This is a genomic window from Winslowiella toletana, assembly GCF_032164335.1.
In the GTDB taxonomy this organism is placed as follows: Bacteria; Pseudomonadota; Gammaproteobacteria; order Enterobacterales; family Enterobacteriaceae; genus Erwinia; species Erwinia toletana_A.
The window spans coordinates 1,651,726-1,676,666 of sequence record NZ_CP134152.1; the positions used below are offsets into that span (position 1 = coordinate 1,651,726).

General features: G+C 54.9%; 25 protein-coding genes. 9 read left to right on the forward strand and 16 right to left on the reverse strand.

Annotation, left to right across the window (positions count from 1 at the left end):
• Positions 1-3: 3 nt before the first annotated feature.
• From RIN69_RS07790 to RIN69_RS07800, 3 genes are read right to left on the reverse strand one after another with little or no spacing between them, the layout of a single operon-like run.
• The gene (locus tag RIN69_RS07790) at positions 4-720 is read right to left on the reverse strand and encodes an SDR family NAD(P)-dependent oxidoreductase (RefSeq protein ID WP_313856627.1); all 717 of its coding nucleotides are present in this window, start codon (positions 718-720) and stop codon (positions 4-6) included.
• Entirely contained in the window at positions 717-1,160 is a 444-nt protein-coding gene (locus RIN69_RS07795; protein WP_313856629.1) for a nuclear transport factor 2 family protein, read from the reverse strand. Before RIN69_RS07795 ends, RIN69_RS07790 begins: the two co-directional genes overlap by 4 nt.
• Positions 1,161-1,172: 12 nt before the next feature.
• Positions 1,173-1,904, reverse strand: a complete 732-nt coding sequence (locus tag RIN69_RS07800; protein ID WP_313856631.1) for a MerR family transcriptional regulator — start codon at positions 1,902-1,904, stop codon at positions 1,173-1,175.
• 146 nt (positions 1,905-2,050) lie between these two features.
• Here RIN69_RS07800 and RIN69_RS07805 point away from each other — a divergent pair, with 146 nt between their 5' ends.
• Genes RIN69_RS07805 through RIN69_RS07815 form a run of 3 tightly spaced genes read left to right on the forward strand, consistent with a single transcriptional unit; the run spans position 2,051 to position 3,625 of the window.
• Positions 2,051-2,614 (forward strand): helix-turn-helix domain-containing protein, encoded by a 564-nt coding sequence (locus RIN69_RS07805; protein ID WP_313856632.1) that lies wholly within the window; start codon positions 2,051-2,053, stop codon positions 2,612-2,614.
• Positions 2,611-3,147 (forward strand): GNAT family N-acetyltransferase, encoded by a 537-nt coding sequence (locus RIN69_RS07810; RefSeq protein ID WP_313856633.1) that lies wholly within the window; start codon positions 2,611-2,613, stop codon positions 3,145-3,147. Before RIN69_RS07805 ends, RIN69_RS07810 begins: the two co-directional genes overlap by 4 nt.
• Before the next feature lie 55 nt (positions 3,148-3,202).
• Positions 3,203-3,625, forward strand: a complete 423-nt coding sequence (locus RIN69_RS07815; protein WP_313856634.1) for a GNAT family N-acetyltransferase — start codon at positions 3,203-3,205, stop codon at positions 3,623-3,625.
• On the opposite strand, the gene RIN69_RS07820 is transcribed toward RIN69_RS07815, so the two are convergent.
• Positions 3,607-3,894 carry a hypothetical protein gene (locus RIN69_RS07820; protein WP_313856635.1) on the reverse strand — a complete coding sequence of 96 codons (288 nt, stop codon included), beginning with the start codon at positions 3,892-3,894 and terminating at the stop codon, positions 3,607-3,609. The two genes, RIN69_RS07815 and RIN69_RS07820, sit on opposite strands and share 19 nt — an antisense overlap.
• A gap of 275 nt (positions 3,895-4,169) precedes the next feature.
• Between RIN69_RS07820 and dinG the strand changes: the two genes are divergently transcribed.
• Together dinG and ybiB are read left to right on the forward strand one after the other, a co-directional pair.
• Entirely contained in the window at positions 4,170-6,323 is a 2,154-nt protein-coding gene (gene dinG, locus RIN69_RS07825; RefSeq protein WP_313856636.1) for an ATP-dependent DNA helicase DinG, read from the forward strand.
• A gap of 60 nt (positions 6,324-6,383) precedes the next feature.
• Positions 6,384-7,361, forward strand: a complete 978-nt coding sequence (gene ybiB / locus RIN69_RS07830) for a DNA-binding protein YbiB (protein ID WP_313856637.1) — start codon at positions 6,384-6,386, stop codon at positions 7,359-7,361.
• 81 nt (positions 7,362-7,442) lie between these two features.
• Here the strand turns inward: ybiB and RIN69_RS07835 are convergent, their stop codons facing one another.
• From RIN69_RS07835 to hutH, 3 genes are all read right to left on the reverse strand, one after another.
• A complete protein-coding gene (locus RIN69_RS07835; protein WP_313857643.1) occupies positions 7,443-8,597 on the reverse strand; it encodes a M20 aminoacylase family protein in 1,155 nt (384 codons plus the stop codon).
• A gap of 143 nt (positions 8,598-8,740) precedes the next feature.
• On the reverse strand, positions 8,741-10,426 hold the full coding sequence (gene hutU, locus RIN69_RS07840; protein ID WP_313856638.1) for a urocanate hydratase: 1,686 nt from the start codon (positions 10,424-10,426) through the stop codon (positions 8,741-8,743).
• Between the two features lie 11 nt (positions 10,427-10,437).
• Positions 10,438-11,982, reverse strand: a complete 1,545-nt coding sequence (hutH, locus tag RIN69_RS07845; protein WP_313856641.1) for a histidine ammonia-lyase — start codon at positions 11,980-11,982, stop codon at positions 10,438-10,440.
• 223 nt (positions 11,983-12,205) lie between these two features.
• Between hutH and hutC the strand changes: the two genes are divergently transcribed.
• Complete coding sequence (gene hutC, locus RIN69_RS07850; RefSeq protein ID WP_313856643.1) at positions 12,206-12,961, forward strand: histidine utilization repressor; 756 nt, start codon at positions 12,206-12,208, stop codon at positions 12,959-12,961.
• On the opposite strand, the gene RIN69_RS07855 is transcribed toward hutC, so the two are convergent.
• Positions 12,945-13,487: a HutD/Ves family protein gene (locus RIN69_RS07855; RefSeq protein WP_313856645.1), complete on the reverse strand. Its 543-nt coding sequence runs from the start codon at positions 13,485-13,487 to the stop codon at positions 12,945-12,947. The two genes, hutC and RIN69_RS07855, sit on opposite strands and share 17 nt — an antisense overlap.
• Positions 13,488-13,506: 19 nt before the next feature.
• On the reverse strand, positions 13,507-14,862 hold the full coding sequence (locus tag RIN69_RS07860) for a formimidoylglutamate deiminase (RefSeq protein WP_313856647.1): 1,356 nt from the start codon (positions 14,860-14,862) through the stop codon (positions 13,507-13,509).
• An 85-nt stretch (positions 14,863-14,947) separates the two neighbouring features.
• Here RIN69_RS07860 and hutI point away from each other — a divergent pair, with 85 nt between their 5' ends.
• Together hutI and hutG are read left to right on the forward strand one after the other, a co-directional pair.
• Positions 14,948-16,165: an imidazolonepropionase gene (gene hutI, locus RIN69_RS07865; protein ID WP_313856649.1), complete on the forward strand. Its 1,218-nt coding sequence runs from the start codon at positions 14,948-14,950 to the stop codon at positions 16,163-16,165.
• Positions 16,162-16,959 (forward strand): N-formylglutamate deformylase, encoded by a 798-nt coding sequence (gene hutG, locus RIN69_RS07870; RefSeq protein ID WP_313856651.1) that lies wholly within the window; start codon positions 16,162-16,164, stop codon positions 16,957-16,959. The genes hutI and hutG overlap by 4 nt, the downstream gene beginning before the upstream one ends.
• Here hutG and RIN69_RS07875 read toward each other — a convergent pair.
• Entirely contained in the window at positions 16,956-17,588 is a 633-nt protein-coding gene (locus tag RIN69_RS07875) for a flavin reductase family protein (protein WP_313856654.1), read from the reverse strand. The genes hutG and RIN69_RS07875 overlap by 4 nt on opposite strands.
• Before the next feature lie 208 nt (positions 17,589-17,796).
• Between RIN69_RS07875 and rlmF the strand changes: the two genes are divergently transcribed.
• Positions 17,797-18,726: a 23S rRNA (adenine(1618)-N(6))-methyltransferase RlmF gene (gene rlmF, locus RIN69_RS07880; RefSeq protein ID WP_313856657.1), complete on the forward strand. Its 930-nt coding sequence runs from the start codon at positions 17,797-17,799 to the stop codon at positions 18,724-18,726.
• Positions 18,727-18,729: 3 nt separating this feature from the next.
• On the opposite strand, the gene ybiO is transcribed toward rlmF, so the two are convergent.
• The 6 genes from ybiO to dps all read right to left on the reverse strand — a co-directional run bounded on the left by ybiO (position 18,730) and on the right by dps (position 24,605).
• Positions 18,730-21,003, reverse strand: coding sequence for a mechanosensitive channel protein (gene ybiO, locus RIN69_RS07885; protein ID WP_390902502.1), 2,274 nt, complete (start codon positions 21,001-21,003; stop codon positions 18,730-18,732).
• A gap of 135 nt (positions 21,004-21,138) precedes the next feature.
• The gene (gene glnQ, locus RIN69_RS07890) at positions 21,139-21,861 is read right to left on the reverse strand and encodes a glutamine ABC transporter ATP-binding protein GlnQ (RefSeq protein ID WP_313856659.1); all 723 of its coding nucleotides are present in this window, start codon (positions 21,859-21,861) and stop codon (positions 21,139-21,141) included.
• A complete protein-coding gene (gene glnP, locus RIN69_RS07895; protein ID WP_313856661.1) occupies positions 21,858-22,517 on the reverse strand; it encodes a glutamine ABC transporter permease GlnP in 660 nt (219 codons plus the stop codon). The genes glnQ and glnP overlap by 4 nt, the downstream gene beginning before the upstream one ends.
• 189 nt (positions 22,518-22,706) lie before the next feature.
• A complete protein-coding gene (glnH, locus tag RIN69_RS07900) occupies positions 22,707-23,453 on the reverse strand; it encodes a glutamine ABC transporter substrate-binding protein GlnH (RefSeq protein WP_313857647.1) in 747 nt (248 codons plus the stop codon).
• A gap of 292 nt (positions 23,454-23,745) precedes the next feature.
• Positions 23,746-24,009, reverse strand: a complete 264-nt coding sequence (locus RIN69_RS07905; RefSeq protein WP_313856662.1) for a DksA/TraR family C4-type zinc finger protein — start codon at positions 24,007-24,009, stop codon at positions 23,746-23,748.
• 92 nt (positions 24,010-24,101) lie between these two features.
• Positions 24,102-24,605 (reverse strand): DNA starvation/stationary phase protection protein Dps, encoded by a 504-nt coding sequence (dps, locus tag RIN69_RS07910; RefSeq protein WP_313857649.1) that lies wholly within the window; start codon positions 24,603-24,605, stop codon positions 24,102-24,104.
• Positions 24,606-24,941 lie beyond the last annotated feature (336 nt).

A 24,941-nucleotide genomic window follows, 5' to 3' on the forward strand; every position in this document is an offset into this window, starting at 1 on the left:
AAATTACCTCGCTATCTGCTGGGTTAACTTCCGCTGCCACGACTGTGGCAAGCGCGAGGTCAGATGCAGAATCAGGGCAAACAGACGGGGAAATACCACTTCGCGTTTACCGCGAGCCAGGCCACGACGAATAAATTTCGACGCTTGTGCCGCGCTGATTATCATCGGCATGGCGAAATCATTACGTTTGGTAAGCGGGGTGTCGACGAATCCGGGCAACACCAGCGAGATATGAATTTGTTGACGATTTAAATCTTGTGCCAGACTACGGGCGAAGTAGGCGAGGGCTGCTTTTGAAGCCCCGTAGGCTTCGGCTCGCGGCAGCGCAACAATACTGGCGGTAGAGCCAACCAGCGCCACGCGGCTACCGGGCGACAGCTGCGGCAGCAAAGCATCAAGACAGTTAACTGGCCCGCTGAAGTTTGTGCTCATCACCCGATGGACTTTCTCCGCTTCAACAATACCGTGATTGAGGTATTCGCAGGTGCCGGCGCAGAGAATCACCAGCTCGGCGCTTTTGCCTGCCAGCGCGGCACGTGTGGCTGCCAGGTCAGTAATATCGAATTCACACAATTTGATATCAGGTGCCTGTTCATGCAGTTGTTCCAGCTTATTACGGTCGCGGCCACATGCCGTCACCTGCCAGCCTTCCGCGGCGTAATCACGCGCCAGCTGGGAGCCAATTCCTGAAGTCGCGCCGGTAATCAGAACCCTTTTCATGGTTTCAGCCTTCTTTTTAATGCACGAATTGCGCTACCCAGCAGCGGTACTTTTTCATACAGCATTTCGCCGAGATCGTAATAATCGCGCTGGAAGATGACGCGGGCGTCACGAAAAGTCAGATAACTACAGCCTTCCAGCGATTGCGCTGCGCCTTTTTGTAACGCCGGGTGGGCGTAGTCCATGCGCCACAGCAGCATTGCACCCTGATCGAAAGCGTGTTGATGGGTAATTTCGAAGCGGCAATAACGCAGATTTTTCAGCAGTGCAGCAAAATAGTCGGTCAGGGACTGCAGCCCGTGATGCTGGCCGACCGGATCGACCAGCAGGATATCCTGATGATAAATCGTCGCCAGCTGATTGAGGGGTTGTGACTGCATATCCTGGTAAAATATCACCAGACTATTCAGCGTCGCCTGTTGCTCATGCTGCTGCGTCATGTTTCAGCTCCTTCAGTTACCGTGCGGCATAATGGAGAACCCTTGCTCCTGCCAGTGCACGATCTGTTCCTGCTGACCGCGGCTCAGTTTTTTTCCGGTCCAGAGGAAAACATACTGGCCGGGAAACAGCTCCGGTCGCAGCGTTTCCAGCGGTTCAGCTAACACATCAATGCGCCAGCCCTGCTGTGATAAACGCCAGGCTTCGAGCCATAGACGCGTGCGATCTTCGCTGCCCCAGCCAATCAGCAGGGCATCCTTCCCGGCTTTTTTACGCGCTCCGGTCAGGCAGAAAGCAACGTAGTCAATCAGTGCGCCATCCAGCAGGCTGCTCATGGCACGTGCGGTGCTCTGCTCCAGACCAAGACGCTGACGTACCGGAATAATCACGTTATCAATCAGCGTGTCCGCCGGATTTTCCTTGCCCATTGCGGCAATCTTGACGCGTAATTTCGCTGGTCTGACGGTACGCAATACGCCCATCAGTTCATCCTGTAACATTGTCCAGCCGTCGTTAAGGTGAACTTTTTCACCTTCCAGCAGTGCTTTAACTTTGCCAACCGGCACGCCGCTGTCGACCCAGCGTTTGATTTCGTCAATGCGCTGGATATCCTCGTCATCAAACTGACGATGGCCCCCTTCCGAGCGCTGGGGTTTCAGCAAACCGTAGCGACGTTGCCATGCGCGCAAGGTTACCGGATTAATTCCGCAGCGTTCAGCCACTTCACCGATGCTATATACGGCCATTCTTTTCCTCTTTCTGGTACATCTACTTACTAACGTTAGCTCGACTCGTTAACTTGTACAACTATTATTTGGTTGTACAGATTGACCTGAATTGAATTTCAGGTCTATTCTCATTTGTGAGATTTATTCCCAAATATGAGAAAATAATGAATCAGCCAATCAGCACCGAATACCGGCTGGCGCAGCGGCTGGCAGAACTGCGGCTGGCACAAGGCTGGTCACTGGATGAGCTGGCGGAAATTACCGCTATCAGCCGGGCGTCGCTGTCGCGCATTGAGAGGGCCGAAACCAGCCCGACCGCTTCACTGTTGAATAAACTTTGCGCTGCTTATGGCCTGACAATGTCGCGTCTGCTGAGTGAAGTCGAAGAGAATGTCGCACAACATCTGCAACCGGCGCAGCAAACGGTGTGGGTTGATGAAGAAAATGGATTTGAGCGGCGGAGTTTATCGCCACCGGCCAGCGGCTACCGTGCCGAGCTGGTTGAAGGAAAATTGCGAGCGGGCGCACGCATCGAGTACGACATTCCGCCGGTTGCGGGGCTGGAACAGCATATCTGGCTGCTTAATGGCGTACTTGAGATCGCGATGAACCAGCAGCACTGGCGGTTGACCGCCGGGGATTGCCTGCGTTTTCATCTGTTCGGTCGCTCATCTTTTCACGCGCCGGAAACGGCAGCACATTATGCACTGGTGGTATGTCGCCCATGATTGACTATGAAACACTGAGCGCTGAACAGGCGCAGCAGGAACATGCTGCCCTGTGTGAGGTTTTGAGCGACTGCGTGGCGCAGGGAGCCAGCGTCGGTTTTATCGATGCCACAGATACCGCGCCGATTGCCCGTTTTTGGCAGGATGTGGTTTACAGCATCGCCTGCGGGGATAAACAGCTGCTGGTGGCCCGACAGCAGGGTAAAATCGTCGCCACCCTTATTGTGGTGCTGGCAATGATGCCTAACGGTGCGCATCGTGCTGAGATCAGTAAGCTGCTGGTTCATTCCGCTGCGCGGCGGCAGGGCATTGCGCGCCAGCTAATGTTGCAGGCTGAACGAATCGTCATGCAGGCTAGACGCAGCCTGATGGTGCTGGATACGCGCAGTGGTGACGTGGCGGAACAGCTCTATCTCTCACTGGGCTGGCGAGTGGCGGGTGCAATTCCTTTCTTTGCTCGCTCGACGGAAGGGGGATTTGATGCGACCACGGTGATGTATAAGTTCCTCGGTCAGTCGCATGACGCAGTGTGAGGCTGTTATAACCGTTGCGCGCGAGCCGGAAGATTCGGCAGAGGCGCAATTATTGATGGCGCAGCTCTCTGCCATGCTACAGCAGATAACTGGCGACAGTGGTGGCAGCTCATTTAATCCGCATGACCTGCGGCATCCTCGCGCCTGTTTTGCGGTAGCCCGCGATCACCATGGAGCGACGCTGGGTTGCGGAGCCTTCAGGCCGCTTTCTGCTGAGGTGGCAGAACTAAAACGGATGTATGCGTCAGCGTCATCGCGCGGAATCGGATCAGCACTTCTGCTATTTCTCGAGAGCGAAGCACGCGGCTGCGGGTATCAACAAATCTGGCTGGAAACTCGGCGCATCAACCAACGTGCCGTCAGTTTTTATCTGCGTCACGGTTATCAACCCATAGAAAACTATGGGCGTTACGTCGGCAATCATGCGGCGGTCTGTTTAGGCAAGCGACTAACCGCTTTTCAGGCGTTCAGCCCCTGAATCAGGGGAGGAAGCAGCTGGGCGAAAAACACTGCGCTGACTACCCACAGAATAATGCGGGTTTTGGCGTCGCTGATATCGCCCTTGATAGCGCTGACATCGGCTTTGCTGGCGTAGCTGGCTTTAATCACCGCCACGTCGGTTTTTATGGCCTGTACATCATTTTCGAGTTTTTCTAATCTCGTTTGCATTGCATCACCTCCGGTGTGATGTTCACCAGAGTCATTAAACGCGCCTCTGGTGATGTTGGTGTGTCTGAGTCTGTTCATAATTTACCCGATATCCTTAAGGTTGTCCTGTTGTTCCGGCGATTTTTTGCACGATATTCATTCCATGTACTTAGAGTGAAGCACGAGTGACTGGCGATGAAAATTAAAAGCGGCTGAATTTGGAATGCTTCTCGCATATGGTAAACTCAGCGGCAATAAAAGGCCGGACCGGCTCGATTCCCCGTAGTGCACTGTTGTGTTTTATGATTAATTGTTGTGCATAATATAAGCTACTTCCTTTACAACTTATTGATATAAAACAGAACGAAAACTAAATGCTTACCTCCGCGCTTAAAGCGCAAATTGGTCAGTGGTATAAAGCCCTGCAACAGCAGGTTCCTGACTTTATTCCCCGCGCACCGCAGCGCCAGATGATTGCCGAAGTGGCGAAAACGCTGGCTGGCGATGAGGGAAGACATCTGGCGATCGAAGCGCCAACCGGCGTTGGCAAGACGCTGTCCTATCTGATACCTGGCATTGCGGTTAGCCGTGCGCAAGAGAAACCGCTGGTGGTCAGCACCGCTAATGTGGCGTTGCAGGATCAGATTTTCAGCAAAGATTTACCGCTGCTGAAAAAGATCATTCCCGATCTTAAATTTACCGCTGCTTTTGGACGTGGCCGTTACGTCTGCCCACGTAATTTATCCGCGCTGGCGGCGGATCAGGATCAGCAAGGGGATCTGCTGCTGTTTCTGGATGATGATTTGACCGCCAGTAAAGATGAGCGGGCGATTTGTGCCACTTTGCAAAAATCCCTCGATCGCCATCAGTGGGATGGTTTGCGCGATCACAGCCATGATGCAATTGAAGACTCGCTGTGGCAGCGGCTGAGTACCGATAAAGCCAACTGTCTCGGACACAATTGTCACTGGTATCGTGAATGCCCGTTTTTTGTCGCCCGGCGTGAAATTGAAAATGCCGACGTGGTGGTCGCTAACCATGCGCTGGTGATGGCGGCACTGGAGAATGAATCCGTGCTGCCGCCAGCGAAAAACTTGCTGCTGGTACTGGACGAAGGGCATCACCTGCCGGAAGTGGCGCGCGACGCGCTGGAGATGAGCGCTGAGATCACCGCAGGCTGGACCAGCCTGCAACTTGATCTGTTTGTGCGGCTGGTCGAGCAGTGTATGGCGCAGTTTCGTCCTAAATCGCCGCCGCCGCTGGCTAATCCCGAGCGGTTGAAAGGCCACTGCGAAGAGATTCGTGAACAGTTGCAGATTCTGTCGGCAATGCTGGCGCTGTACCTGCCAAAAGATCAGATTGAAGGCGAATATCGCTTTGAAATGGGGTGCCTGCCCGAAGAAATTCTGACCCTGTGCGCACGGCTGTATAAGCTTAACGATGCGCTGCGCGGGCTGTCTGAAGCCTTTCTCAACGATCTGAGTGATAAAACCGGCCAGTATGATGTGGTACGCCTGCACCGTACTTTGCTGCAGATGAACCGTACTTTTGCATGGTTTGAGTCGATCAGCAAACTGTGGCGTCTGGCCGCAATGGAACAGGCTTCAGGCGCGCCGGTATCAAAGTGGGTCACGCGTGAGAATCGTGACGGCAATGCGCATTTGCTGTTTCACTGTGCCGGTATTCGCGTCAGCGATCAGCTGGAAAAACTGCTGTGGCGTAAAGTGCCGCACGTGGTGGTGACTTCCGCCACTCTGCGATCGCTCAGCAGTTTTAACCGCTTGCAGGAGATGTCCGGCCTGAGTGAAAAAGCCGATGACCGATTTGTGGCGCTGGACTCACCGTTTAATCACATTGAGCAGGGTAAGTTGCTGATTCCGCAGATGCGCCATGAACCGATGATGGCGACAGAAGCGCAGCATATTGCCGAGATGGCGCACTTTTTCAGTCAGCAAATCAGCGAGGGGAAACACAAAGGGATTCTGGTGCTGTTTGCCAGCGGACGGGCGATGCAGCTTTTTCTTACCCACGTTACCGCGCTGCGCCTGATGATGTTGGTTCAGGGAGATAAACCGCGATCCCGGCTGGTGGAGCTGCATCGCCAGCGGGTGCAGCAGGGGGAAACCAGCATTCTGGTCGGCCTGCAATCCTTTGCCGAAGGGCTGGATCTGAAGGGCGATTTATTATCCCAGGTGCATATTCATAAAATTGCTTTTCCCCCGGTAGACAGTCCGGTAATTTTAACCGAGGGCGAGTGGCTGAAAAGCCTGAAACGTTATCCATTTGAGGTGCAGAGTTTGCCCAGCGCCTCATTTAATCTGATTCAGCAGGTTGGCCGCCTGATTCGTAGCCACGACTGTTTTGGTGAGATTGTAATATACGACCGACGGCTAATCAGTAAGCGTTATGGCCCGCGCCTGCTGGCGGCACTGCCGGTATTTCCTATCGAGCAGCCGCCGATGCCAGAGGGCGAGCCACCGAAGCCAGCCAAAGAAAAAAGCCTGAAGAAACCCAAACGGCGGCGCTAATTTATTGCGATATTGCTGGCAGCAATCTGCTGGCGATGACAGTTCAGGAAACCATGAGCGATGGAATATACCCGGATTATCAAAGAAGTAGGGCGCGGCAAAAATCATGCGCGTGATATCGATTTTGACACTGCACGTGCGCTTTACCGTGAAATGCTGGCTGGCGAAGTGCCGGAGCTGGAACTGGGCGGGCTGTTAATTGCCTTACGGATTAAAGGTGAAGGTGAAGAGGAGATGCTGGGCTTTTACCAGGCGATGCAGGAGCAGGTAATGCGCCTGACGCCGCCAGCAGGCCAGCCGATGCCGGTGGTAATCCCCAGCTATAACGGTGCGCGCAAGCAGGCGAACCTGACGCCGCTGCTGGCAATGTTGCTGTCGAAACTGGGTTTTCCGGTGCTGGTGCATGGCGTCAGCGACGATCCGACGCGCGTCACCAGTGAAACGGTGTTTGCCGCGCTGGGCATCCCGGCGGTGACCGATGCGGCGTCGGCGCAGGCACGGCTGGATGCCGGAGAACTGGTGTTTATGTCGGTCGCTACCCTCTGCCCACCGCTGGCGACTCAGCTGTCACTGCGCTGGCGCATGGGGGTGCGTAACAGCGCGCACACGCTGGCAAAACTGGCTACGCCGTTCGATGAAGCGGCCGCGCTGCGCCTTTCCAGCGTTTCTCATCCGGAATATATTCCGCGAGTGGCAAAATTCTTCGCTGCTATCGGTGGGACTGGCCTGCTGATGAATGGCACGGAAGGTGAAGTTTATGCCAACTTACAGCGCTGCCCGGCGATCAGCCTGATTAGCGCCGTTCAGGCGGAACCCCAGCTGCTACTGGCGCGGCAGGAAGAAGTGACGATCGCGCGTGATGCGCTGGCGTCGTCAAAAGAGGCCGATGTTACCGCAGCATGGACTCAGCGAGTGGTGAATAAAGATCTGCCTGTGCCGCAGTCGTTGCGTTTACAGATCGCCTGCTGCCTGGTAGCGAGCGGGCGATCGGCGGATATTGCCAGCGGACTGGCAGAGCTGGATGCCGTGGGATACTGATCGTCCGGGTCAATCGGGGCAACCAGCAGGTTGCCCCGATTGACCCGCGAGGCTGATACCAGCGGAATCATTTGACGCCAGTCAGCGTGGCAACAGCTGTTCCACCAGTTGTTGCCAGATACCGATACCGTGCGCTATCACCTCGTCGTTAAAATCATACCAGGCATTATGCAGCGGCCGTGAAGGTGTTGCGCCATCGGCACCAATCCAGAAATAAGCCCCCGGACACGCTTCCAGCATGCAGGCAAAATCTTCTGATGCCATCGACGGGTTCACTTCCCAGCGTACCGCTTGCTCACCTGACAAGCTGATTGCGGCATCGCGCACTTTTAGCGCCGATTCGGCATGATTCTTCGTTACCGGATAGCCGGGATACCAGCTAATTGCCCCTTCAACACCAAATGGGGTCGGCAGCGTGGTGACGAAATCATCGATTAATGCGCGCACTTTACTGCGCACCTCGCTCTGCAAACAGCGCACGGTGCCGCGCAGTTTTACCTGCTCAGGAATGACATTAATCGCTTCACCGCCGTTGATTTGCGTAATACTGACCACGGCAGAGGCGAGGGGAGAGAGGCGGCGCGCCGGGATGGTTTGCAGCGCCATAATCAGCTCGGCGGCGGTAACAATCGGGTCGGCACCACTCTCCGGCATTGCCGCATGGCAGCTTTTGCCGGTTAAGGTGATCTCAAACGAATCCAGTGAAGCCATCATCGCACCACTGTTTACCGCCACTTCACCGAGCGCCAGTCCAGGCCAGTTGTGCAGGCCATAGATGGCGTCCATTGGAAACAGGGTAAACAGACCTTCTTCGACCATTCTGCGTGCGCCACCGAGGTTCTCTTCGGCAGGCTGAAAAACAAAGTGCAGTGTGCCACTGAAATTACGCGTCTGACTCAGGTGTTTCGCCGTCGCCAGCAGAATGGCGGTATGACCGTCATGCCCGCAGGCGTGCATCACGCCGGGAGTGTTGGATTTATGCGGCGGGTTACCCAGTTCAGTGATTGGCAGCGCATCCATATCGGCACGCAGGCCGATGACCGGACCCGGGCCATTTTCCAGCGTGCCGACGACGCCGGTTCCGGCCAGACCCACGTGCACCTGCAATCCAAAAGAGCGCAGCTTTTCGGCGACCATGTTTGATGTCTGATGCTCCTGATAACCCAGCTCGGGTTGCCTGTGCAGCTGGTGTCGCCAGGTGATGGCTTCTTCGATCAATGAAACAGGAATGGTCATAAATAGTCTCTTCTCCATGCTGATGCCACTTATCCGCTGCGTGGTCTGACGCTAATCATTCGGCTTCCACTTTAGATGCAACCGATGCACGGCGTCTATCAGTCCCTGAAGAAAATCGTTAATAGACTTATCATGTTTAACGATTATTTCATCATTGGCAGATTCAGCTGATGCTGCCGGGCGCAGGTTTCGGCCTGGGAATATCCGGCGTCGGCGTGCCGCATTACGCCGGTGGCCGGGTCGTTCCACAATACCCGCTCCAGCCGCACATCGGCCTGCTCACTGCCGTCACAAACAATCACCATGCCCGCATGTTGCGAGAAACCCATACCGACGCCACCACCATGATGCAGACTGACCCAGGTGGCACCGCCCGCGGTGTTCAGCAGAGCATTCAGCAGCGGCCAGTCAGAAACTGCATCAGACCCATCTTTCATTGCTTCGGTTTCGCGATTTGGCGAGGCGACGGACCCACAATCGAGATGGTCACGACCAATCACCACCGGTGCTTTCAGCTCGCCGTTGCGCACCATTTCATTGAACGCCAGGCCTGCCAGATGACGCTCGCCAAGGCCGAGCCAACAGATACGCGCCGGTAATCCCTGGAAGGCGATACGCTCCTGCGCCATATCCAGCCAGCGATGCAGGTTAGCGTGCTGCGGGAATAACTGTTTCAGCTTCGCATCGGTTTTATAGATATCCTCAGGATCGCCGGAAAGCGCTACCCAGCGAAACGGCCCCTTACCTTCGCAGAACAGCGGACGAATATAAGCAGGGACGAAGCCCGGAAAATCAAAAGCGTTTTCTACTCCTTCATCCAGCGCGACCTGGCGGATATTATTACCGTAATCCACGGTGGGGATGCCCATCTGGTGAAAATCAAGCATCGCCCGTACATGCATTGCCATCGAGGCGCGTGCGGCTTTCTCCACCGCTTTCGGGGCGCTGAGGCGTTTTTCAGCCCACTGTTCAACACTCCAGCCAGCCGGCAGATAGCCGTTAAGCGGATCGTGTGCTGAGGTCTGATCGGTAACGATATCCGGCCTGATGCCGCCTGCCCGGGCGCGCTTAACCAGCTCCGGCAAGATTTCTGCCGCATTGCCCAACAGACCGACGGAGATCGCCCGCTTCTGCTGGTTAGCCTCGCGGATAATTTTCAGGGCTTCGTCAATGCTGTATGCCTTGTAATCGAGATAGCGGGTGCGCAGCCGAAAGTCGATGCGCGACTCCTGGCACTCCACTGCCAGCACTGAAGCCCCCGCCAGCACGCCAGCCAGTGGCTGCGCACCACCCATGCCGCCCAGCCCGGCGGTAAGAATCCACCGGCCGCTCAGGTCACTGTTATAGTGCTGACGGCCCGCTTCGACGAAGGTTTCAAAGGTGCCCTGCACAATGCCCTGCGCGCCGATATAGATCCATGAACCGGCGGTCATCTGGCCGTACATCATCAGCCCGGCTTTATCCAGCTGATGAAAATGGTCCCAGTTGGCCCAGTGCGGCACCAGGTTGGAGTTGGCGATTAATACCCGTGGTGCATCGGCATGGGTGCGGAACACGCCAACCGGTTTTCCGGACTGCACCAGCAGCGTCTCTTCCGGCTGCAATGCGCGCAGCGAACGCAGAATCTGCTCAAAGCATTCCCGGTTGCGTGCGGCTTTACCGATGCCGCCATACACCACCAAATCTTCCGGGCGTTCGGCAACATCAGGATCAAGGTTATTCTGGATCATGCGCCAGGCGGCTTCAATCAGCCAGTTTGCACAATGTAATTCGCTGCCGTGAGGTGCCCGAATTTCACGGGCAACGGCGCTGCTGATCGATTCACTCATCTGTTGGCTCCTTATCCTGCGTGGCTTGGTAGCAGGGCGGTGATCACATCGGGCCAGTTGTTACTGCTGGCCCACAGGCGCATTTGTTCGATATCGGGTGCCATCAGGCGGTCTTTTTCGAGAAAAGCCACGCGTTCCCGCACGGTCCCCAGCTGTTGTTCCAGCAGTGGCGAACTTTGCAGCGGGCGATGAAAGTCGATGCCTTGTGCGGCGGCCATCGCTTCAATACCTACAACGGCCGCGGTGTTAAAGCACATTGCACCGAGACGGCGTGCGGCGTAGGTGGCCATTGAGACATGATCTTCCTGGTTGGCGGAAGTGGGCAGACTGTCGACGCTGCCTGGATGGGCCAAAGATTTGTTTTCGGAGGCCAGCGCAGCGGCAGTGACCTGAGCGATCATAAATCCTGAATTGACGCCGCCGTCATTCACCAGGAACGGCGGCAGGCCAGAGAGACCGCTGTCCAGCAACAGCGCCATGCGCCGCTCGGAAATTGCGCCAATTTCTGCGATCGCCAGCGCAATAATATCAGCAGCAAATGCCACCGGTTCGGCGTGGAAATTGCCGCCGGAAATCACGTCACCGCTTTCCGGGAATACCAGTGGATTATCGGAAGCGGCATTGGCTTCAATCTGCAATACTCGCGCGGCATGATTCAGGTTATCAAGACAGGCACCCATCACCTGCGGCACGCAACGAATGGAGTACGGATCCTGCACCCGTCCACAGGCCGCATGTGAAGTCAGAATTTCGCTGCCTGCCAACAACTCAGAGACGGCGGCAGCCACTGCGATTTGTCCCGGCTGGCCGCGCGCCTGATGAATACGCGCATCAAAGGGTTTTATCGAGCCTTTAATTGCTTCCAGCGACATCGCACCGGCGACCAGCCCGGCGGCGAAGGTTTTCTCCGCTTCAAACAGGCCGCGCAATGCCAGTGCGGTTGATACCTGGGTGCCGTTAAGCAGTGCCAGTCCCTCTTTCGGCCCGAGTACCACCGGTTCCAGTCCGAGCTGTTGTAGCGCGTCAGGCGCATTCATCAGCTTACCGGCAACGCGGACCTGGCCTTCACCCAGCAGCATCAGCGACAAATGTGCCAGCGGAGCCAGATCGCCGGACGCGCCCACTGAGCCTTTTTCCGGTATGCAGGGCATGACGCCAGCGTTAAACAGGGTGATCAGCATCTCGATCAGTTCGATACGCACGCCGGAATGCCCGCGCGCCAGGCTAATAATTTTACTGGCCATCACCAGGCGTACGACTTCATCCGGCAGTAACTCTCCCAGCCCGACACTGTGCGACAGCACCAGATTGCGTTGTAGCTCAGCCAGACGTGCCGCCGGAATCGAGGTTTGTGCCAGTTTGCCAAAGCCGGTATTGATGCCGTAGGTGACTTTGCCTGTCGCGACAATAGCGTTCACTGTTTCATGTGCTTTCAGCACCGCTTCACGTGCGCTGTCAGCAAGCCGAAGCGTGACGCCGCCATGGTAAATGGCCTTAAGCATCGGCAGACCTACTTCTCCGGGTATCAGATGACATTCATCGGTACTGAACGACATGGTATACTCCTGTATATACAAGTTTGGCGCGGATTAAACCCATGTGCAGCCGCATGGGTAACACTGTCGAGTGAAGCATAAGTGTATAGTGTTGTCTATACAACCTAATGCCTTAGTGCCAGAGCGATCACAAAACGGAGCAGGGGTACAGGGATGCAGATGTCTATACATTTATGCCCTCAGTCAGTAGACTTAACTTACGACGTTTTTTAAGGAACTTTATATGGTCGGGCAGACTGCCATTTCGCAACTCGCAGCCGCCATGAGCGATCAGCCTGCGCCAATCTATCAGCGGGTAAAACAGGCGATTGTCAGCCAGATTGCCGCCGGCGTGTGGAAAGCCAATCAGCGCGTGCCATCCGAAAGTGAGCTGGTCAATGAATTGGGCGTTAGCCGCATGACGATTAACCGGGCGCTGCGCGAACTGACCGGTGAAGGTTATTTGATTCGCATGCAGGGCGTGGGAACGTTTGTGGCCGAAACCAAGGGCTACACCGCAATGCTGGAAGTGCACAATATTGCTGAAGAGATTGCCCAGCGCGGCCATCAGCATCGCTGTAAAATTCTGCAGCTAAGCGAAATAAAAGCCGATCCGGAACAGGCCGCGGTATTAGGATTATCCACTGGCCAGTCGATTTTTCATTCGCTGATGGTGCACTATGAAAATGAACTGCCGGTACAGCTGGAAGATCGTCTGGTTAATCCGCAGATGGCACCGGACTATCTGCGGCAGGATTATGACAGCCAGACGCCCTATACCTATCTGATGCGGGTTGCACCACTGACTGCCGGTGAGCATATCGTTGAAGCCGTTCTCGCCGATGTCCGCCAGCGTCAGTATCTGTCGCTGGACGAGCATGAACCCTGTTTACTGATTCGCCGCCAGACATGGAGCGAGGGTAAAATCGTTACTTACGCCCGACTGCTTTATCCCGGTTCACGCTATAAGCTGCTTGGTCGCTTTAAAGGGCACGGTTGATTGCAGCAAACAACATCAGTGCATCCGCTGTTAGTGGCGTAATGACCTCGCCGCTGACGTGCCACCAGCAGCCTTCTCCGCGTGACAGCGTTTGTTCGCCGACGCACCACTGACCGGCAATCACCCAACACACGCCACAATCGCTTTGCTGCGCACGGCCGCTGATCACCACCGTGGCGCAGCAGCGATCGTGGCGGGTCATAATATTAACGTCGAGACTCTGACCGCCGGTCAGCCGGGCAAATATCGGCTGTTCGCCAGCAAAACAGAACGGCTGATTCAGTTCCAGCAGCTGCATGGGTGACAGAGGCGAGTGCAATTCCACACTGTCTCCGGCGACTAATGTAATCACCCGATCCACGCCGGGAAATACGGAAAAGTCGCCGTTGTTGGCGAGGGTGGCAATGCTGGCGCGCCAGTCAAACGAGCTAGTTTCTGGCGGAAAGCTGACGATCTCACGGGTTTCGCCACCACCATTACGCCATTTGTTGATTGGCAGATCGTCGGTTCGATAAAAATGCATCATGAAACCCTTATCCCCGTCTTTACTGTAAGGCTTTCATCACGGCGGCAAAGCGGGCATCCGCTTCGGACTGTAGCGCATGATGACCGGCATTAATCACCTGTTTTCCCGCCACCCAGACATCGCGGATCTGCGAACCGCTGCCGGCGAACAGCCAGCGGTTCAGCAGCGCACTGTCGTGGCAGCTGGCTAACCAGGCGTCTGGCTCCAGTACCAGCCAGTCTGCACGCTGGCCTACGGCCAGTGAGCCGATGGCTACGCCGCAGGCCTGTGCACCGCCGGATGCTGCCTGCTGCCACAGCAGGTCGCCTGTTGAACGTTGCTGTGGAGTGATGATGCGGTTACGCCGCCGGTCGCGCAGCCGCTGACCATACTCCAGCCAGCGCAGCTCCTCTGTGACATTCAGTGAGACATGACTGTCGGAGCCGATACCCCAGCGCCCGCCCTGGGCAATATAGTCGGTGGCCGGAAAAATACCGTCTCCGAGATTGGCTTCGGTAGTCGGGCAGAGTCCGACCACCGCGCCGCTGGCAGCAAGACGAGTAATTTCCTGCGGCTCAAGGTGGGTGGCGTGAACCAGGCACCAGCGCGCATCGACGGCAAAGCGCTCCAGCAGCCAGTTCACTGGGCGCTCACCGCTCCATGCCAGCGAATCGTTCACCTCTTTTTCCTGTTCGGCAATATGAATATGCACCGGCAGTTCAGGCGAGCTGGCCGCCAGCACCTGCTCCATTTGTTGCTGAGTCACCGCGCGCAGCGAATGGAAGCACAGTCCCTGATTGTGCAGCGGTTTGTTGCGCAGTAGGTGGCGCAGATTTTCCTGTTGGCGCAGATAGCTGTCGCTATGCTGGATAAAACGCTTTTGCGCTGGCTGCGGCGGTTGGGCACCAAATCCGCTGTGGCTGTATAACACCGGCAGCAGCGTCTGACCGATTCCAGCCTGTTCGGCAGCAGCAATCAGCTGTTGCAGCATCTCATCCTGCGCATAAGGCTGGCCGTGGTGGTCATGATGCAGATAGTGAAACTCCGCAACCTGGGTATAACCGCCTTTCAGCATCGCGATATACAGATAACGCGCGATATCACCCAGCTGGGGGGGTGACAGCTGCTGTACCAGGCGATACATCAGCTCGCGCCAGCTCCAGAAGCTGTCCTGTGGATCGCCCGCTACCTCCGCCAGCCCGGCCATGGCGCGCTGGAAGGCGTGCGAGTGCAGATTAGCCATCGCCGGGATGACGGCACCGGATAAACGCACTGCCTGCGCGGCGTGACTGTCAGGAGTAATACTGGCAATAAATCCTTGCGCGTTGACCTCGATACGCACCGAATGCCGCCATCCTTCCGCCAGCAGTGCACGCGTCGCAAAATAACTCGACATGGTTGATCCTCAGGCTTTGTGGTTGTATATACATATACATACTTTAGCAGTTTCTGTAAATCAATCGCAGGATGTGGGAGAGCAAATGGCGGACGAAATACGCTGTGACAGTGTGTGGTTCGGCGCGGATGTGGTCACTATGCGCAACGGGCGGTACAACATCATTAGCGATGGCGCGATTGCGGTGCGCGATGGCGTGATTGTCTGGATCGGTACGCGCGCGCAGTCGACGAAGATCGCCGCCACGCAGCGCACCGATTTTGCCGGGGGCATAATTACGCCTGGCCTGGTCGACTGCCATACTCACCTGGTGTTTGGTGGTGACCGCAGCCATGAGTTTGAGCAGCGGTTAAATGGCGTCAGCTATGCGGAGATTGCCGCGCAGGGCGGTGGCATTCTGGCGACGGTGCGCGCTACGCGCGAAGCGACCCTCGGGCAACTGGTCAGCAGCGCTCGCTGGCGAATCGAACGCTTACTGGCTGAAGGCGTTACGACGCTGGAGATAAAATCCGGTTACGGCCTCGATGAAGCCAGTGAAATACGCATGTTGCAGGCGATTCGCCAGCTGGCGCAGCAGCTTCCGGTTGATGTACTGGCAACTTGCCTGGCGGCACACGCGATTCCACCTGAATTTGAACATCACCCGGATGGCTGGATTGAGATTATCTGTCAGCGTCTGCTGCCGAAAATCAGAGCCGAACGGCTGGCTAATGCGGTGGATGCATTTTGTGAACATCTGGCTTTTTCTCCGGCGCAGGTAAGCCGGGTATTTGAGCGGGCGCAGCAGCTCGGTTTACCGGTTAAATTGCACGCTGAGCAGCTCTCTTCACTTGGCGGCAGCGCGCTGGCGGCACGATTTAATGCGCTTTCAGCCGATCATCTGGAGTACGCCAGCGAAAGCGACGTGCAGGCAATGGCGCAACATGGCACGGTCGCGGTGCTACTCCCCGGCGCGTTTTATCTGTTGCGTGAGACTCAATTACCGCCGGTTGCGCTGTTCCGCCAGTATCAGGTGCCGATGGCGCTGGCCAGCGATGCGAATCCTGGTACTTCTCCGGCGCTGTCGCTGCGTCTGATGCTGAATATGGCCTGCACCCTGTTTCGCCTGACCCCGGAAGAGGCGCTGGCGGGCGTCACGCTGCATGGCGCCAAAGCGCTGGGACTGGAGAAAACCCACGGATCGCTGGAGTGCGGTAAAGTCGCTAATTTCGTTCACTGGCCGCTGACGCGTCCGGCAGAACTGGTTTACTGGCTCGGTGGTCAGTTGCCTTGTCAGGTTATTTATCGAGGAGAAGCGCAATGAAAGCCTTTCAGTTCTCAGCCGGGACGCTGCCGCTGCTGATCAGTATTCCTCATGCCGGTACCGCACTGACGCCGGAAGTGAAAGCGGGCCTGAGCGACGCCGCCAGGGGTTTACCTGATACCGACTGGCATCTGGCGCAGCTGTATGATTTTGTTCAGCCGCTGGGTGCCAGCGTGCTGACAGGCAACTATTCGCGCTTTGTTATCGATCTGAATCGACCGGCTGACGATCGGCCGCTGTATGCTACTGCCACTACCGGGCTGTATCCCGAAACGCTGTTTGACGGTACGCCAATCTTTAAGCCGGGCATGACCCCCACTGCGGATCAGCGCCGAGACTATTTAGCCACCCTCTGGCAACCGTACCACGACAAACTTCAGCAGGAGCTGGCGCGGCTTAAGCAGCAGCATGGCTACGCGCTGCTCTTCGATGCCCACTCGATAGCTTCGGTGATCCCGCGACTGTTTGACGGTCGGTTACCGGACCTGAATTTGGGCACCAACAACGGTAACAGCAGCACCCCGGCGATTGATGCGGCGCTGATTCACTGTTTTTCCGCCCAGTCGCGCTTCAGCTGGGTAGACAACGGGCGCTTTAAAGGTGGCTATATCACCCGCGCATATGGCAAACCCGAACAGCAGCAGTTTGCGGTACAGCTGGAGTTGGCGCAGTGTAACTATATGGATGAACAGCCGCCGTTCGCCTGGCGCGGTGAGCGAGCGGCAGCATTACAGCCGCTGTTGCAGCAGCTGATTATGACTCTGCTTGAGCAGGGGGCGATTGCTGCTGATTAGCGTGGGCGGGCATCCGGCCTGACCAGATCAAAGCGCTGATCTTCGCTGATGGCGTAATAGGCCGATGGGCCACCAGCGCGCAGGATCGGCTGCGCTCTGGCGGTCTGATAGATGCCGTTTTCCAGCAGATCGCTGTCGATATGGATCGCCACCACTTCGCCTAAAACCAACCAGCTCGGCAGCTTTTCACCGTCGGCAGCCTGCAGCTGAATACACTGCGTCAGCTTGCATTCAAAGTTGACCGGGCTCTCTGCCACCATGCTGACATTAACCTGCGTGGCCGCCACCGGCGTCAGGCCGGAGAAAGCAAACTCATCTTCCCCCTGCGGCAGTGAGGCGGAGCTTTCATTCATTGCCACCGCCAGTGGCCGTGTCGCCAGATTCCAGACAAATTCACCGGTTTCACTAATATTTTTTACGCTGTCTTTCCAGCCGCTGCTGGCAAAACCAATAATCGGTGGATGGTAATTAAAACAGTTAAAGAAACTGTAGGGTGCCAGATTGCGCTGACCGTCAGTATTAGCGGAGCTGATCCAGCCAATTGGACGTGGTCCGATAATCGCATTCAGCGGATCGTGTGGCAGCCCGTGGCCGAGACGGGGTTGATACGAGTGGCGTTGACGGGACATAGCGTTACCTGTTGTTGTCATGTTTTGCTTATCTTAACGCGTCTGGTGCAGAGAAAAAAACACGGCAATGGTTTACGCTTTTTTGCAAAGCGAGTATCTTACGCGCCCACTATACCCCTGGTATCTGAAGTGGCTGCAACGTCTGTTTAAACGCAGGGTTGCACTTGCCGCGACTCCAGCGACGTTGGGTAACCTTTGAGAGATGCCGATGAAAAAGCCTGCCGAAAAAAACGTTCTTCACCCGCGTAACCGTCACCGTGGACGCTACGACTTTGCTGCACTGAAACAGTGCCACCCGGCGCTGGAACCGTTGGTTCAGGTCAATCAGTATGGCGATGAGTCGGTCGACTTTTCCGACCCCAATGCGGTGAAAGTGCTGAACCAGGCGCTGCTGCATCACTTTTATCAGATAGAACACTGGTCCATTCCTGACGGTTTTCTCTGTCCGCCAGTGCCGGGACGAGCGGACTATCTGCATCATCTCGCCGACTTACTGGCGGAAGATCATCAGCAGGTGGTGCCGCGTAATCTCAATCTGCTGGATATCGGTTGTGGTGCCAACTGCATTTATCCGCTGATTGGCTATCGCGAATATGACTGGCGTTTCACCGGAACCGAAGTCAACGAGCAGGCCATGAAAGCCGCCAACGCGATTATCGATGCCAATCCGGGGCTGAATCGTGGCATTCGCCTGCGTCGCCAGAAGGATGCTGATGCTATTTTTCGCGGCATTATTCATAAAAATGAGATTTTCCACGCCACGATATGTAACCCACCGTTCCACGCTTCAGCCAGCGATGCGCGTCAGGGCAGCCAGCGGAAACTGCGTAATCTGGGGCTGGACCGCAACGCGCCGCTGAATTTCGGTGGTCAGCAGGATGAGCTGTGGTGTGAGGGGGGCGAAAAAGCCTTTATCACTCGTATGATTAACGAAAGCGTCGACTTTTCCCGCCAGTGCGTGTGGTTTACCTCTCTGGTGTCGCGAAAAGAGAACCTGCCTGATTTACGTCGGGCGCTGGAAGATGTTGAAGCGGTGCAGGTCCGGATTATCGATATGGCGCAGGGGCAGAAGCAGAGCCGGTTTATCGCCTGGAGCTTTTTCGATAAACCGGCCCGTAGCCGCATGCTCAGCAAGTAACCCTTATTCGGGAGCGGCTAATGCCTGAGCGCCCGCCGCTCCCTGCACATCATTACCGGTTTGCAGCACCTGCACCGTCTGGCGCGGCGCTTTAATCCCGGCCGCATCGAAATGCTTTTTCACCATATCATCCAGTGCAAAGCGTACCGTCCACTGCTTCAGCGGCTGAGTGGTAAAGGACACGCGTACGGTAAACGACTGATTGGTCAGCCCGACCAGCCCGGCGAACGCCGGTTCGCCAATCACCATGCCACGGATCTCTTTGTTCTCCATCAGCTCTTGCACCGCCTGTTGTAGGGTGGCATTGACTTTCTCACTCTCTTCGTTGCGATCTACATCATAATTGGCGACAAATGAGCCGATACCGCGGACAAAGTTGGCGAAAGTGGTGATCGATGACCACGGAATAATATGATATGCACCGGTATCCTGGCGCACGCCAACGGAGCGAATTGACATGCGTTCGACGCTGCCGGTAATCGGTCCGATAGTCACCAGATCGCCGGTATTCATGCCATTTTCAAACTGAATAAATACCCCGGTAATAATATCCTTCACCAGCGTTTGCGAGCCGAACGATACCGCCAGACCAAGTGCCCCGGCTCCGGCCAACAGAGGCGCAATATTCACGCCAATTTCCGACAGTAAAATCATAATGGTAATGGTGCTGATCACGACCGCCAGCGCATTACGAAACAGCGTCAGTAGGGTGCGGGTTCGCGCACCGGGCATAGGGCGACCATGTGAGTCGGAGGCGAGACGGCTTTCTATCAGGCTGGCTAACAGCGTCCAGCCTACCGCTGAGAACAGCAGAATCACCAGTACGCGGATGATAATGTCCACCGTTTTTTCACCGGCACCCACCGTCAGCCAGTGCCACAGGTCGAACAGATGCCACGCATTAAGCAGCAGTAATCCGACGGCAAATACTGTCAGAATACGCGCCAGCTTCAGCAGCGTTGAGCACCACGCATTAACTCGTTTCTGCAATTCCGGATACTCGCGTTGCAGTTCGGGTGACAGCGTGATGCTTTTGGCAATCCAGCGCGACAGAATGCCGGAAATCAGCGCGCCGATGCCGATAATCGCCAGGCTGCGCACCGACGCCGACATCATAAACTTCAGGCTGTCCCCCGGATTAAACATTGAGAGGAAAAACAGCACGATAAAATAGGCGCTCGCCAGCCAGTGCCAGACCAGTGCAAACGCGCGAATAAACAGCGCGAAAAAGCGCATTGAACGATCGGCCAGCGCCGTCAGTTCATACTGAATATTACGGCGATTATGAAAAATCAGGTACTGTGCCCACAGGGTGATCAGGCTCATCACCACCACGTTAACCAGCGCTCCAATCTGCACATTTATCTGATTACTGACAATCGGCACGATAACCAGTAAGCCGTAGCCAATCAGCCCGCTTAACCAGCTAAGGCGAGTATTCCAGTAGCGGGCGCGGTTATCGGCAATGCGGAACGGGCGCAAATCGGCAATACGTGGGCAGAAGATCAGCCGTAATATCGCCTTAAAGAATTCGATCAGCGCAAAGGCATTCAGAAACAGCCCTTGCTGACGGGCGATGGTGCGGTTGCCGTCATTCAGGTAGTCGCTCATGATCTGGCCGGTAAACAGCGCCAGCGCCAGCAGCGCTAAGTCAATGATAAACGCCGCAAAAATCATCGCAGGCAGATGTAACCAGTTGGAACGATCGCGGTTCTTGAGGCGTCCCCACTTTCCCATGCGGCGATACAGTGGCCGCGCCAGCCAGCAAATCAGCCAGTAAAAGGCAAACAGCGCCACCGCCAGCATCAGAAAGTGGCTGACGGCGTTAAAAAAGGTCTGTTGATTAAAGGCGCGGTGCGGGGCGGAGACGATATTGTGATGCAGTTCGGTAAACTGCGTGGCGAATGCGCCACCGTAGTGGCGGCTGACGTCACTCAGCCCTTGCAGTACGGTCTTCTCTTCCGGTTCTGTGTCGGGCGGTGTCAGAACCGGTTCACTGTGTTCTGCCGGGGTGGCGGCGGCATTGCGCAGCTGTTCAATCAATTCCTGACGCGTCTGATCGTTTTGCAGAATATTAGCCAGTGCGGCGTACGCGGCTTTTTTATCCTCAGCGCCTGGCTCCTCTGCCGTGTTGTTGGTGGCGGATTGCGATTGCTGGGCGGCAACCACGGCGGCAGGCAGGGTAACCGCCAGAGCTGAACCAGAATAACCGCACAGCAGCATGCAAATCAGCAACCACTGGCAGAGGGTTTGTCGCGATTGAACCACAGCCAACATCGTATTCTCCTGTAACGGCGCAATAAGAGCGTTGACCAGCAAGTATAGCGGAGCTGAGGATGGCGAAAGGTAAAGGCGGAGGTTTTGGGAGTAAGCCCAGACAGAAGCAGGGCGACATTGCTGCCGCCCGGAATATCAGGATACGTGCTGTAAGAACTCGCGCAGGCGCGCGCTTGGCGGGTTGGTGATCAGGGTATCCGGGTCACCATCTTCCGCAATGCGGCCTTTGTCGATAAAGATCAGTCGCGATGCCACTTTCTGTGCGAACCCGACCTCATGGGTGACAATAACCATCGTCATCCCTTCTTCAGCCAGATCCTGCATCACTTTCAGGACTTCGTGGCGCAACTCCGGATCAAGCGCTGAAGTTGGCTCATCAAACAGCATCATTTTCGGCTTCACCGCCAGCGCGCGGGCGATGGCCACACGCTGCTGCTGGCCGCCGGACAGCTCGGAAGGGAAATGGTGAGCACGCTCGGCAAGGCCGACCTTGCTTAACAGCTCCTTCGCCAGTTTGTGTGCCGCATCTTTCTTCATACCACGGACGCGAATCGGACCGAAAGCCACATTATCCAGCGCTGACATCTGCGGGAACAGATGGAACTGCTGGAACACCATTCCGGCTTCCTGACGAATCAGGCGCTCATCGACTTTTGGATCGTTCACTTTCAGACCATCAACAATCAGCTCACCGCTGGTGATCTCTTCCAGTTTGTTGATGCAGCGCAGCAGGGTAGATTTACCGGAGCCGCTTGGGCCGATAATCACCACGACTTCACCCTGATTGATCTTCAGATCGATGTTGTGCAGAACCTGAGTCTGACCAAAGTGCTTGGAGACATTTTTAAATTCAATCACAGGATTTTCATCCTTTTTTCAATGCGACGCAGAACGAAACTGAGTGCCAGAGTAATAAACAGATAGATAACCGCGACCGCGCTCCAGATCTCCAGCGCACGGAAGTTACCCGCAATAATTTCCTGCCCCTGACGCGTCAGTTCAGCGACACCGATAACGATAAACAGTGAGGTATCTTTGATGCTGACAATCCACTGGTTGCCTAATGGCGGCAGCATACGACGCAGCGCCAGCGGCATAATGACATAACGCAGCGTTTCACGACGCGACAGGCCAAGTGCCAGTCCGGCTTCGCGGAAGCCATTATGGATTGACAGTACCGCACCACGGGTGATTTCAGCGATATAGGCCCCAGAGTTGATCATGATGGTGACCACTGCGGCGCTAAAGGGATCGATACGCAAATCGGTAAATGCCATCGGCAGGGCGAAGTAAATAAACATCACCTGCACTACAATTGGCGTACCGCGAATCAATTCAATAAATACCAGCGCGATATTACGGGAAAACCAGCCGCCATAGGCGCGGGCAAATCCGGCAATCAGGCCGATAATCAGGCCGCCAACCAGACCGAGGACCGAGATCCACAAGGTCATTTTGGCGCCTTCAAGCAGGATAGGAAGAGCAGGCCAGATGGCGCTCCAGTCGAACTGCATGATGCTTTCTCCCGAACTAAAACAATTTTTGTTGAATGGAAAAACGCAGAGACGCAATGCCGTCACTGACGTAAATGGCGCGGCAAAACTTAATAGCGGCATAAATGCCCGGCAGATTAATATTTTGCATGCAATTTAACGAGCGGCGTTGTTGCCGCACGTTAAGTTGCCGGACGCTAACCGATTATATTATTTTGGTTCGCTGCCGAACCATTTTTTATAGATAGTATTATAAGTGCCGTTATCGCGCAGGGTTTTCAGCGCGCCGTTAACCTTCTCACGCAGTTCGTCGCTGCCTTTCGGGAAAGCAATACCGTACTGCTGTGCTTCAATCGAATCTCCTACCGCTTTGAACTTGCCTTTACCGGCGGTATTGATGAAGTACAGAATATTTGGTGTATCGTGCAGGACGGCATCCGCACGGTTGGTACCCAGTTCCATATAAGCATTGTCGATATTCGGGAACTGACGCAGGGCTTTGGTTTTGATGTTCTGTTTCGCGTAATCGACGGAACCGGTGCCGCTCTTCACCGCCACCACTTTACCGTCCAGATCATCAATGCCTTTCACCTCATTGTTGTTCTCTCTTACCATTACCAGCAGGCCGCTTTTGTAGTAACCGTCAGAGAAATCAATCGCCTTTTTGCGCTCGTCGGTGATGGTGATGCCCGCCAGTGCCAGGTCGATATTGCGTGTTTGCAGGGCAGGGATGATGCCGCTGAAGTCCATAGGCTTCAGGGTGTATTCGACGTTCAGCTGTTTCGCGATGGCGTCCCACAAATCGATATCGAAACCGACATATTTATCGCCTTGTTTAAACTCAAACGGAACGAAGGCGGTATCGGTAGCGACAATCAGTTTCTTTTCAGCCGCTGTGGAAGAAACAGCAAATGCCAGCGCCAGCGCGGCAACGGAAACCTTAAAAATCGACTTCATCATTTTATCCTTATCATTGAATCGGGGGGGCCCCGCTTTTTGATGCCTGCTGCCATATGAAAAATCTATGCCAACTTTTCATTATGATTGAAAACAGTGGCTTAATTCATCGGCCAAACAGGAATTCTTTAGCTTTACGTGCTGCGCACCAAAATGGGGCACCGTCCTGGTGCGCCTTGATCATAACGGTGCAGCAGCACACAGGCAATCAGAGCATTAAATAGGGGGATTAATGAACAGGATAGTTAGAAATATGTTATCGGGCTCATACTTCTGGGTGAATAATTGAAGTTTAGCGCAGCTGACTGTCTTTGCTGCCGCGTCGGTTGTACAGTGCGGCGCTGCTTTTTTCATCATGCTGCTGCTGACAGGTTACGCAATATTGCACGCCGGGCAGGGCGATACGCCGTGCTTCAGGAATCGGTTCATCACACTCCTGACAAAACTCGGCGCTGACGCCATTGTGCAGGTGCTGTCGTGCACGCTGAATCGCGTCATCAATGGTGGAATCAATTTGCTGCTGAACAGCATCATCAGACGCCCATCCGCTTGCCATATTTTTCTCCCCACAATAAAAAAAAGCGCATGACGAGGTCATCCGCTTTCCGGGTCAGATTAAGCCGGCGAACGCGTCGCCGGATAAATCAGTTATTCAATATTAGACTCGATAAACCACAGGAATTTGTCGAGGTCACGCGATGCCGCAGTAAAGATGTCGGCACTGTCTTCATCTGCCACTTCACCAATCGCTTTACGCAGATCGTTGGCTACCACACCGTAACGGTCAGCCAGTGCTTTCAGGTGATCCTGAACGCTGTGAATGTTCAGCGGATAGCTTTTCAGTGGCGTTCTGTCGTTAACAATCTGAGTGGTACCCAGCGCCACGCCGCCCAGCTGAACGACACGTTCTGCAATGGTATCCTGGTGGTCGGTAATTGCGGTGCGGAATCCGTCCAGCATTTCATGCACGCCAATAAAGTTAGCGCCACGCATGTTCCAGTGAGCCTGTTTGGTGATCAGGGACAGGTCAATCAGCTCGGTAACCAGACGATTGAGCACCTCGATTGTGGCTTTTTTGTCATTCTCTGCCACGTCATTACGGGTGTAAATCAGATCGGAAGATTTTGTTTTAACCAGTTTAGCGGTACTCATCATTAATATCCTCTTAATGTCGGTTGTCCTGAATAGTACGGAAATAAGTATAGCACCTGTTTTTTACTCTGCAGGAAAGTTGCTGCCTATTAGTCAGATAGCGACCACCTGTTGAGTAATCGTTGAGTAATAAAGCCGCCGCCACAGCAGTAAAATATAAATGCTAATGGTATTGATAATATTTATTATTAAGTTGTCGGTTTTATCTTGCTGATTTGTTGAGGTTTAATTTATAAATGACGAGAAAAGACCACAAAGTGCGTTATTTAATGCAGAAGAATGACAGAATGTAACTGTAACGATTATTTAACTTTAAATTTAAAATAAATAACACAA

Coding starts and splice junctions, on each gene's coding strand:
- RIN69_RS07790 (WP_313856627.1), bottom strand. CDS start 720: ATGAAAAGGGTTCTGATTACCGGCGCGACTTCAGGAATTGGCTCCCAG.
- RIN69_RS07795 (WP_313856629.1), bottom strand. CDS start 1,160: ATGACGCAGCAGCATGAGCAACAGGCGACGCTGAATAGTCTGGTGATA.
- RIN69_RS07800 (WP_313856631.1), bottom strand. CDS start 1,904: ATGGCCGTATATAGCATCGGTGAAGTGGCTGAACGCTGCGGAATTAAT.
- RIN69_RS07805 (WP_313856632.1), top strand. CDS start 2,051: ATGAATCAGCCAATCAGCACCGAATACCGGCTGGCGCAGCGGCTGGCA.
- RIN69_RS07810 (WP_313856633.1), top strand. CDS start 2,611: ATGATTGACTATGAAACACTGAGCGCTGAACAGGCGCAGCAGGAACAT.
- RIN69_RS07815 (WP_313856634.1), top strand. CDS start 3,203: ATGGCGCAGCTCTCTGCCATGCTACAGCAGATAACTGGCGACAGTGGT.
- RIN69_RS07820 (WP_313856635.1), bottom strand. CDS start 3,894: ATGAACAGACTCAGACACACCAACATCACCAGAGGCGCGTTTAATGAC.
- dinG (WP_313856636.1), top strand. CDS start 4,170: ATGCTTACCTCCGCGCTTAAAGCGCAAATTGGTCAGTGGTATAAAGCC.
- ybiB (WP_313856637.1), top strand. CDS start 6,384: ATGGAATATACCCGGATTATCAAAGAAGTAGGGCGCGGCAAAAATCAT.
- RIN69_RS07835 (WP_313857643.1), bottom strand. CDS start 8,597: ATGACCATTCCTGTTTCATTGATCGAAGAAGCCATCACCTGGCGACAC.
- hutU (WP_313856638.1), bottom strand. CDS start 10,426: ATGAGTGAATCGATCAGCAGCGCCGTTGCCCGTGAAATTCGGGCACCT.
- hutH (WP_313856641.1), bottom strand. CDS start 11,982: ATGTCGTTCAGTACCGATGAATGTCATCTGATACCCGGAGAAGTAGGT.
- hutC (WP_313856643.1), top strand. CDS start 12,206: ATGGTCGGGCAGACTGCCATTTCGCAACTCGCAGCCGCCATGAGCGAT.
- RIN69_RS07855 (WP_313856645.1), bottom strand. CDS start 13,487: ATGATGCATTTTTATCGAACCGACGATCTGCCAATCAACAAATGGCGT.
- RIN69_RS07860 (WP_313856647.1), bottom strand. CDS start 14,862: ATGTCGAGTTATTTTGCGACGCGTGCACTGCTGGCGGAAGGATGGCGG.
- hutI (WP_313856649.1), top strand. CDS start 14,948: ATGGCGGACGAAATACGCTGTGACAGTGTGTGGTTCGGCGCGGATGTG.
- hutG (WP_313856651.1), top strand. CDS start 16,162: ATGAAAGCCTTTCAGTTCTCAGCCGGGACGCTGCCGCTGCTGATCAGT.
- RIN69_RS07875 (WP_313856654.1), bottom strand. CDS start 17,588: ATGTCCCGTCAACGCCACTCGTATCAACCCCGTCTCGGCCACGGGCTG.
- rlmF (WP_313856657.1), top strand. CDS start 17,797: ATGAAAAAGCCTGCCGAAAAAAACGTTCTTCACCCGCGTAACCGTCAC.
- ybiO (WP_390902502.1), bottom strand. CDS start 21,003: ATGTTGGCTGTGGTTCAATCGCGACAAACCCTCTGCCAGTGGTTGCTG.
- glnP (WP_313856661.1), bottom strand. CDS start 22,517: ATGCAGTTCGACTGGAGCGCCATCTGGCCTGCTCTTCCTATCCTGCTT.
- glnH (WP_313857647.1), bottom strand. CDS start 23,453: ATGAAGTCGATTTTTAAGGTTTCCGTTGCCGCGCTGGCGCTGGCATTT.
- RIN69_RS07905 (WP_313856662.1), bottom strand. CDS start 24,009: ATGGCAAGCGGATGGGCGTCTGATGATGCTGTTCAGCAGCAAATTGAT.
- dps (WP_313857649.1), bottom strand. CDS start 24,605: ATGAGTACCGCTAAACTGGTTAAAACAAAATCTTCCGATCTGATTTAC.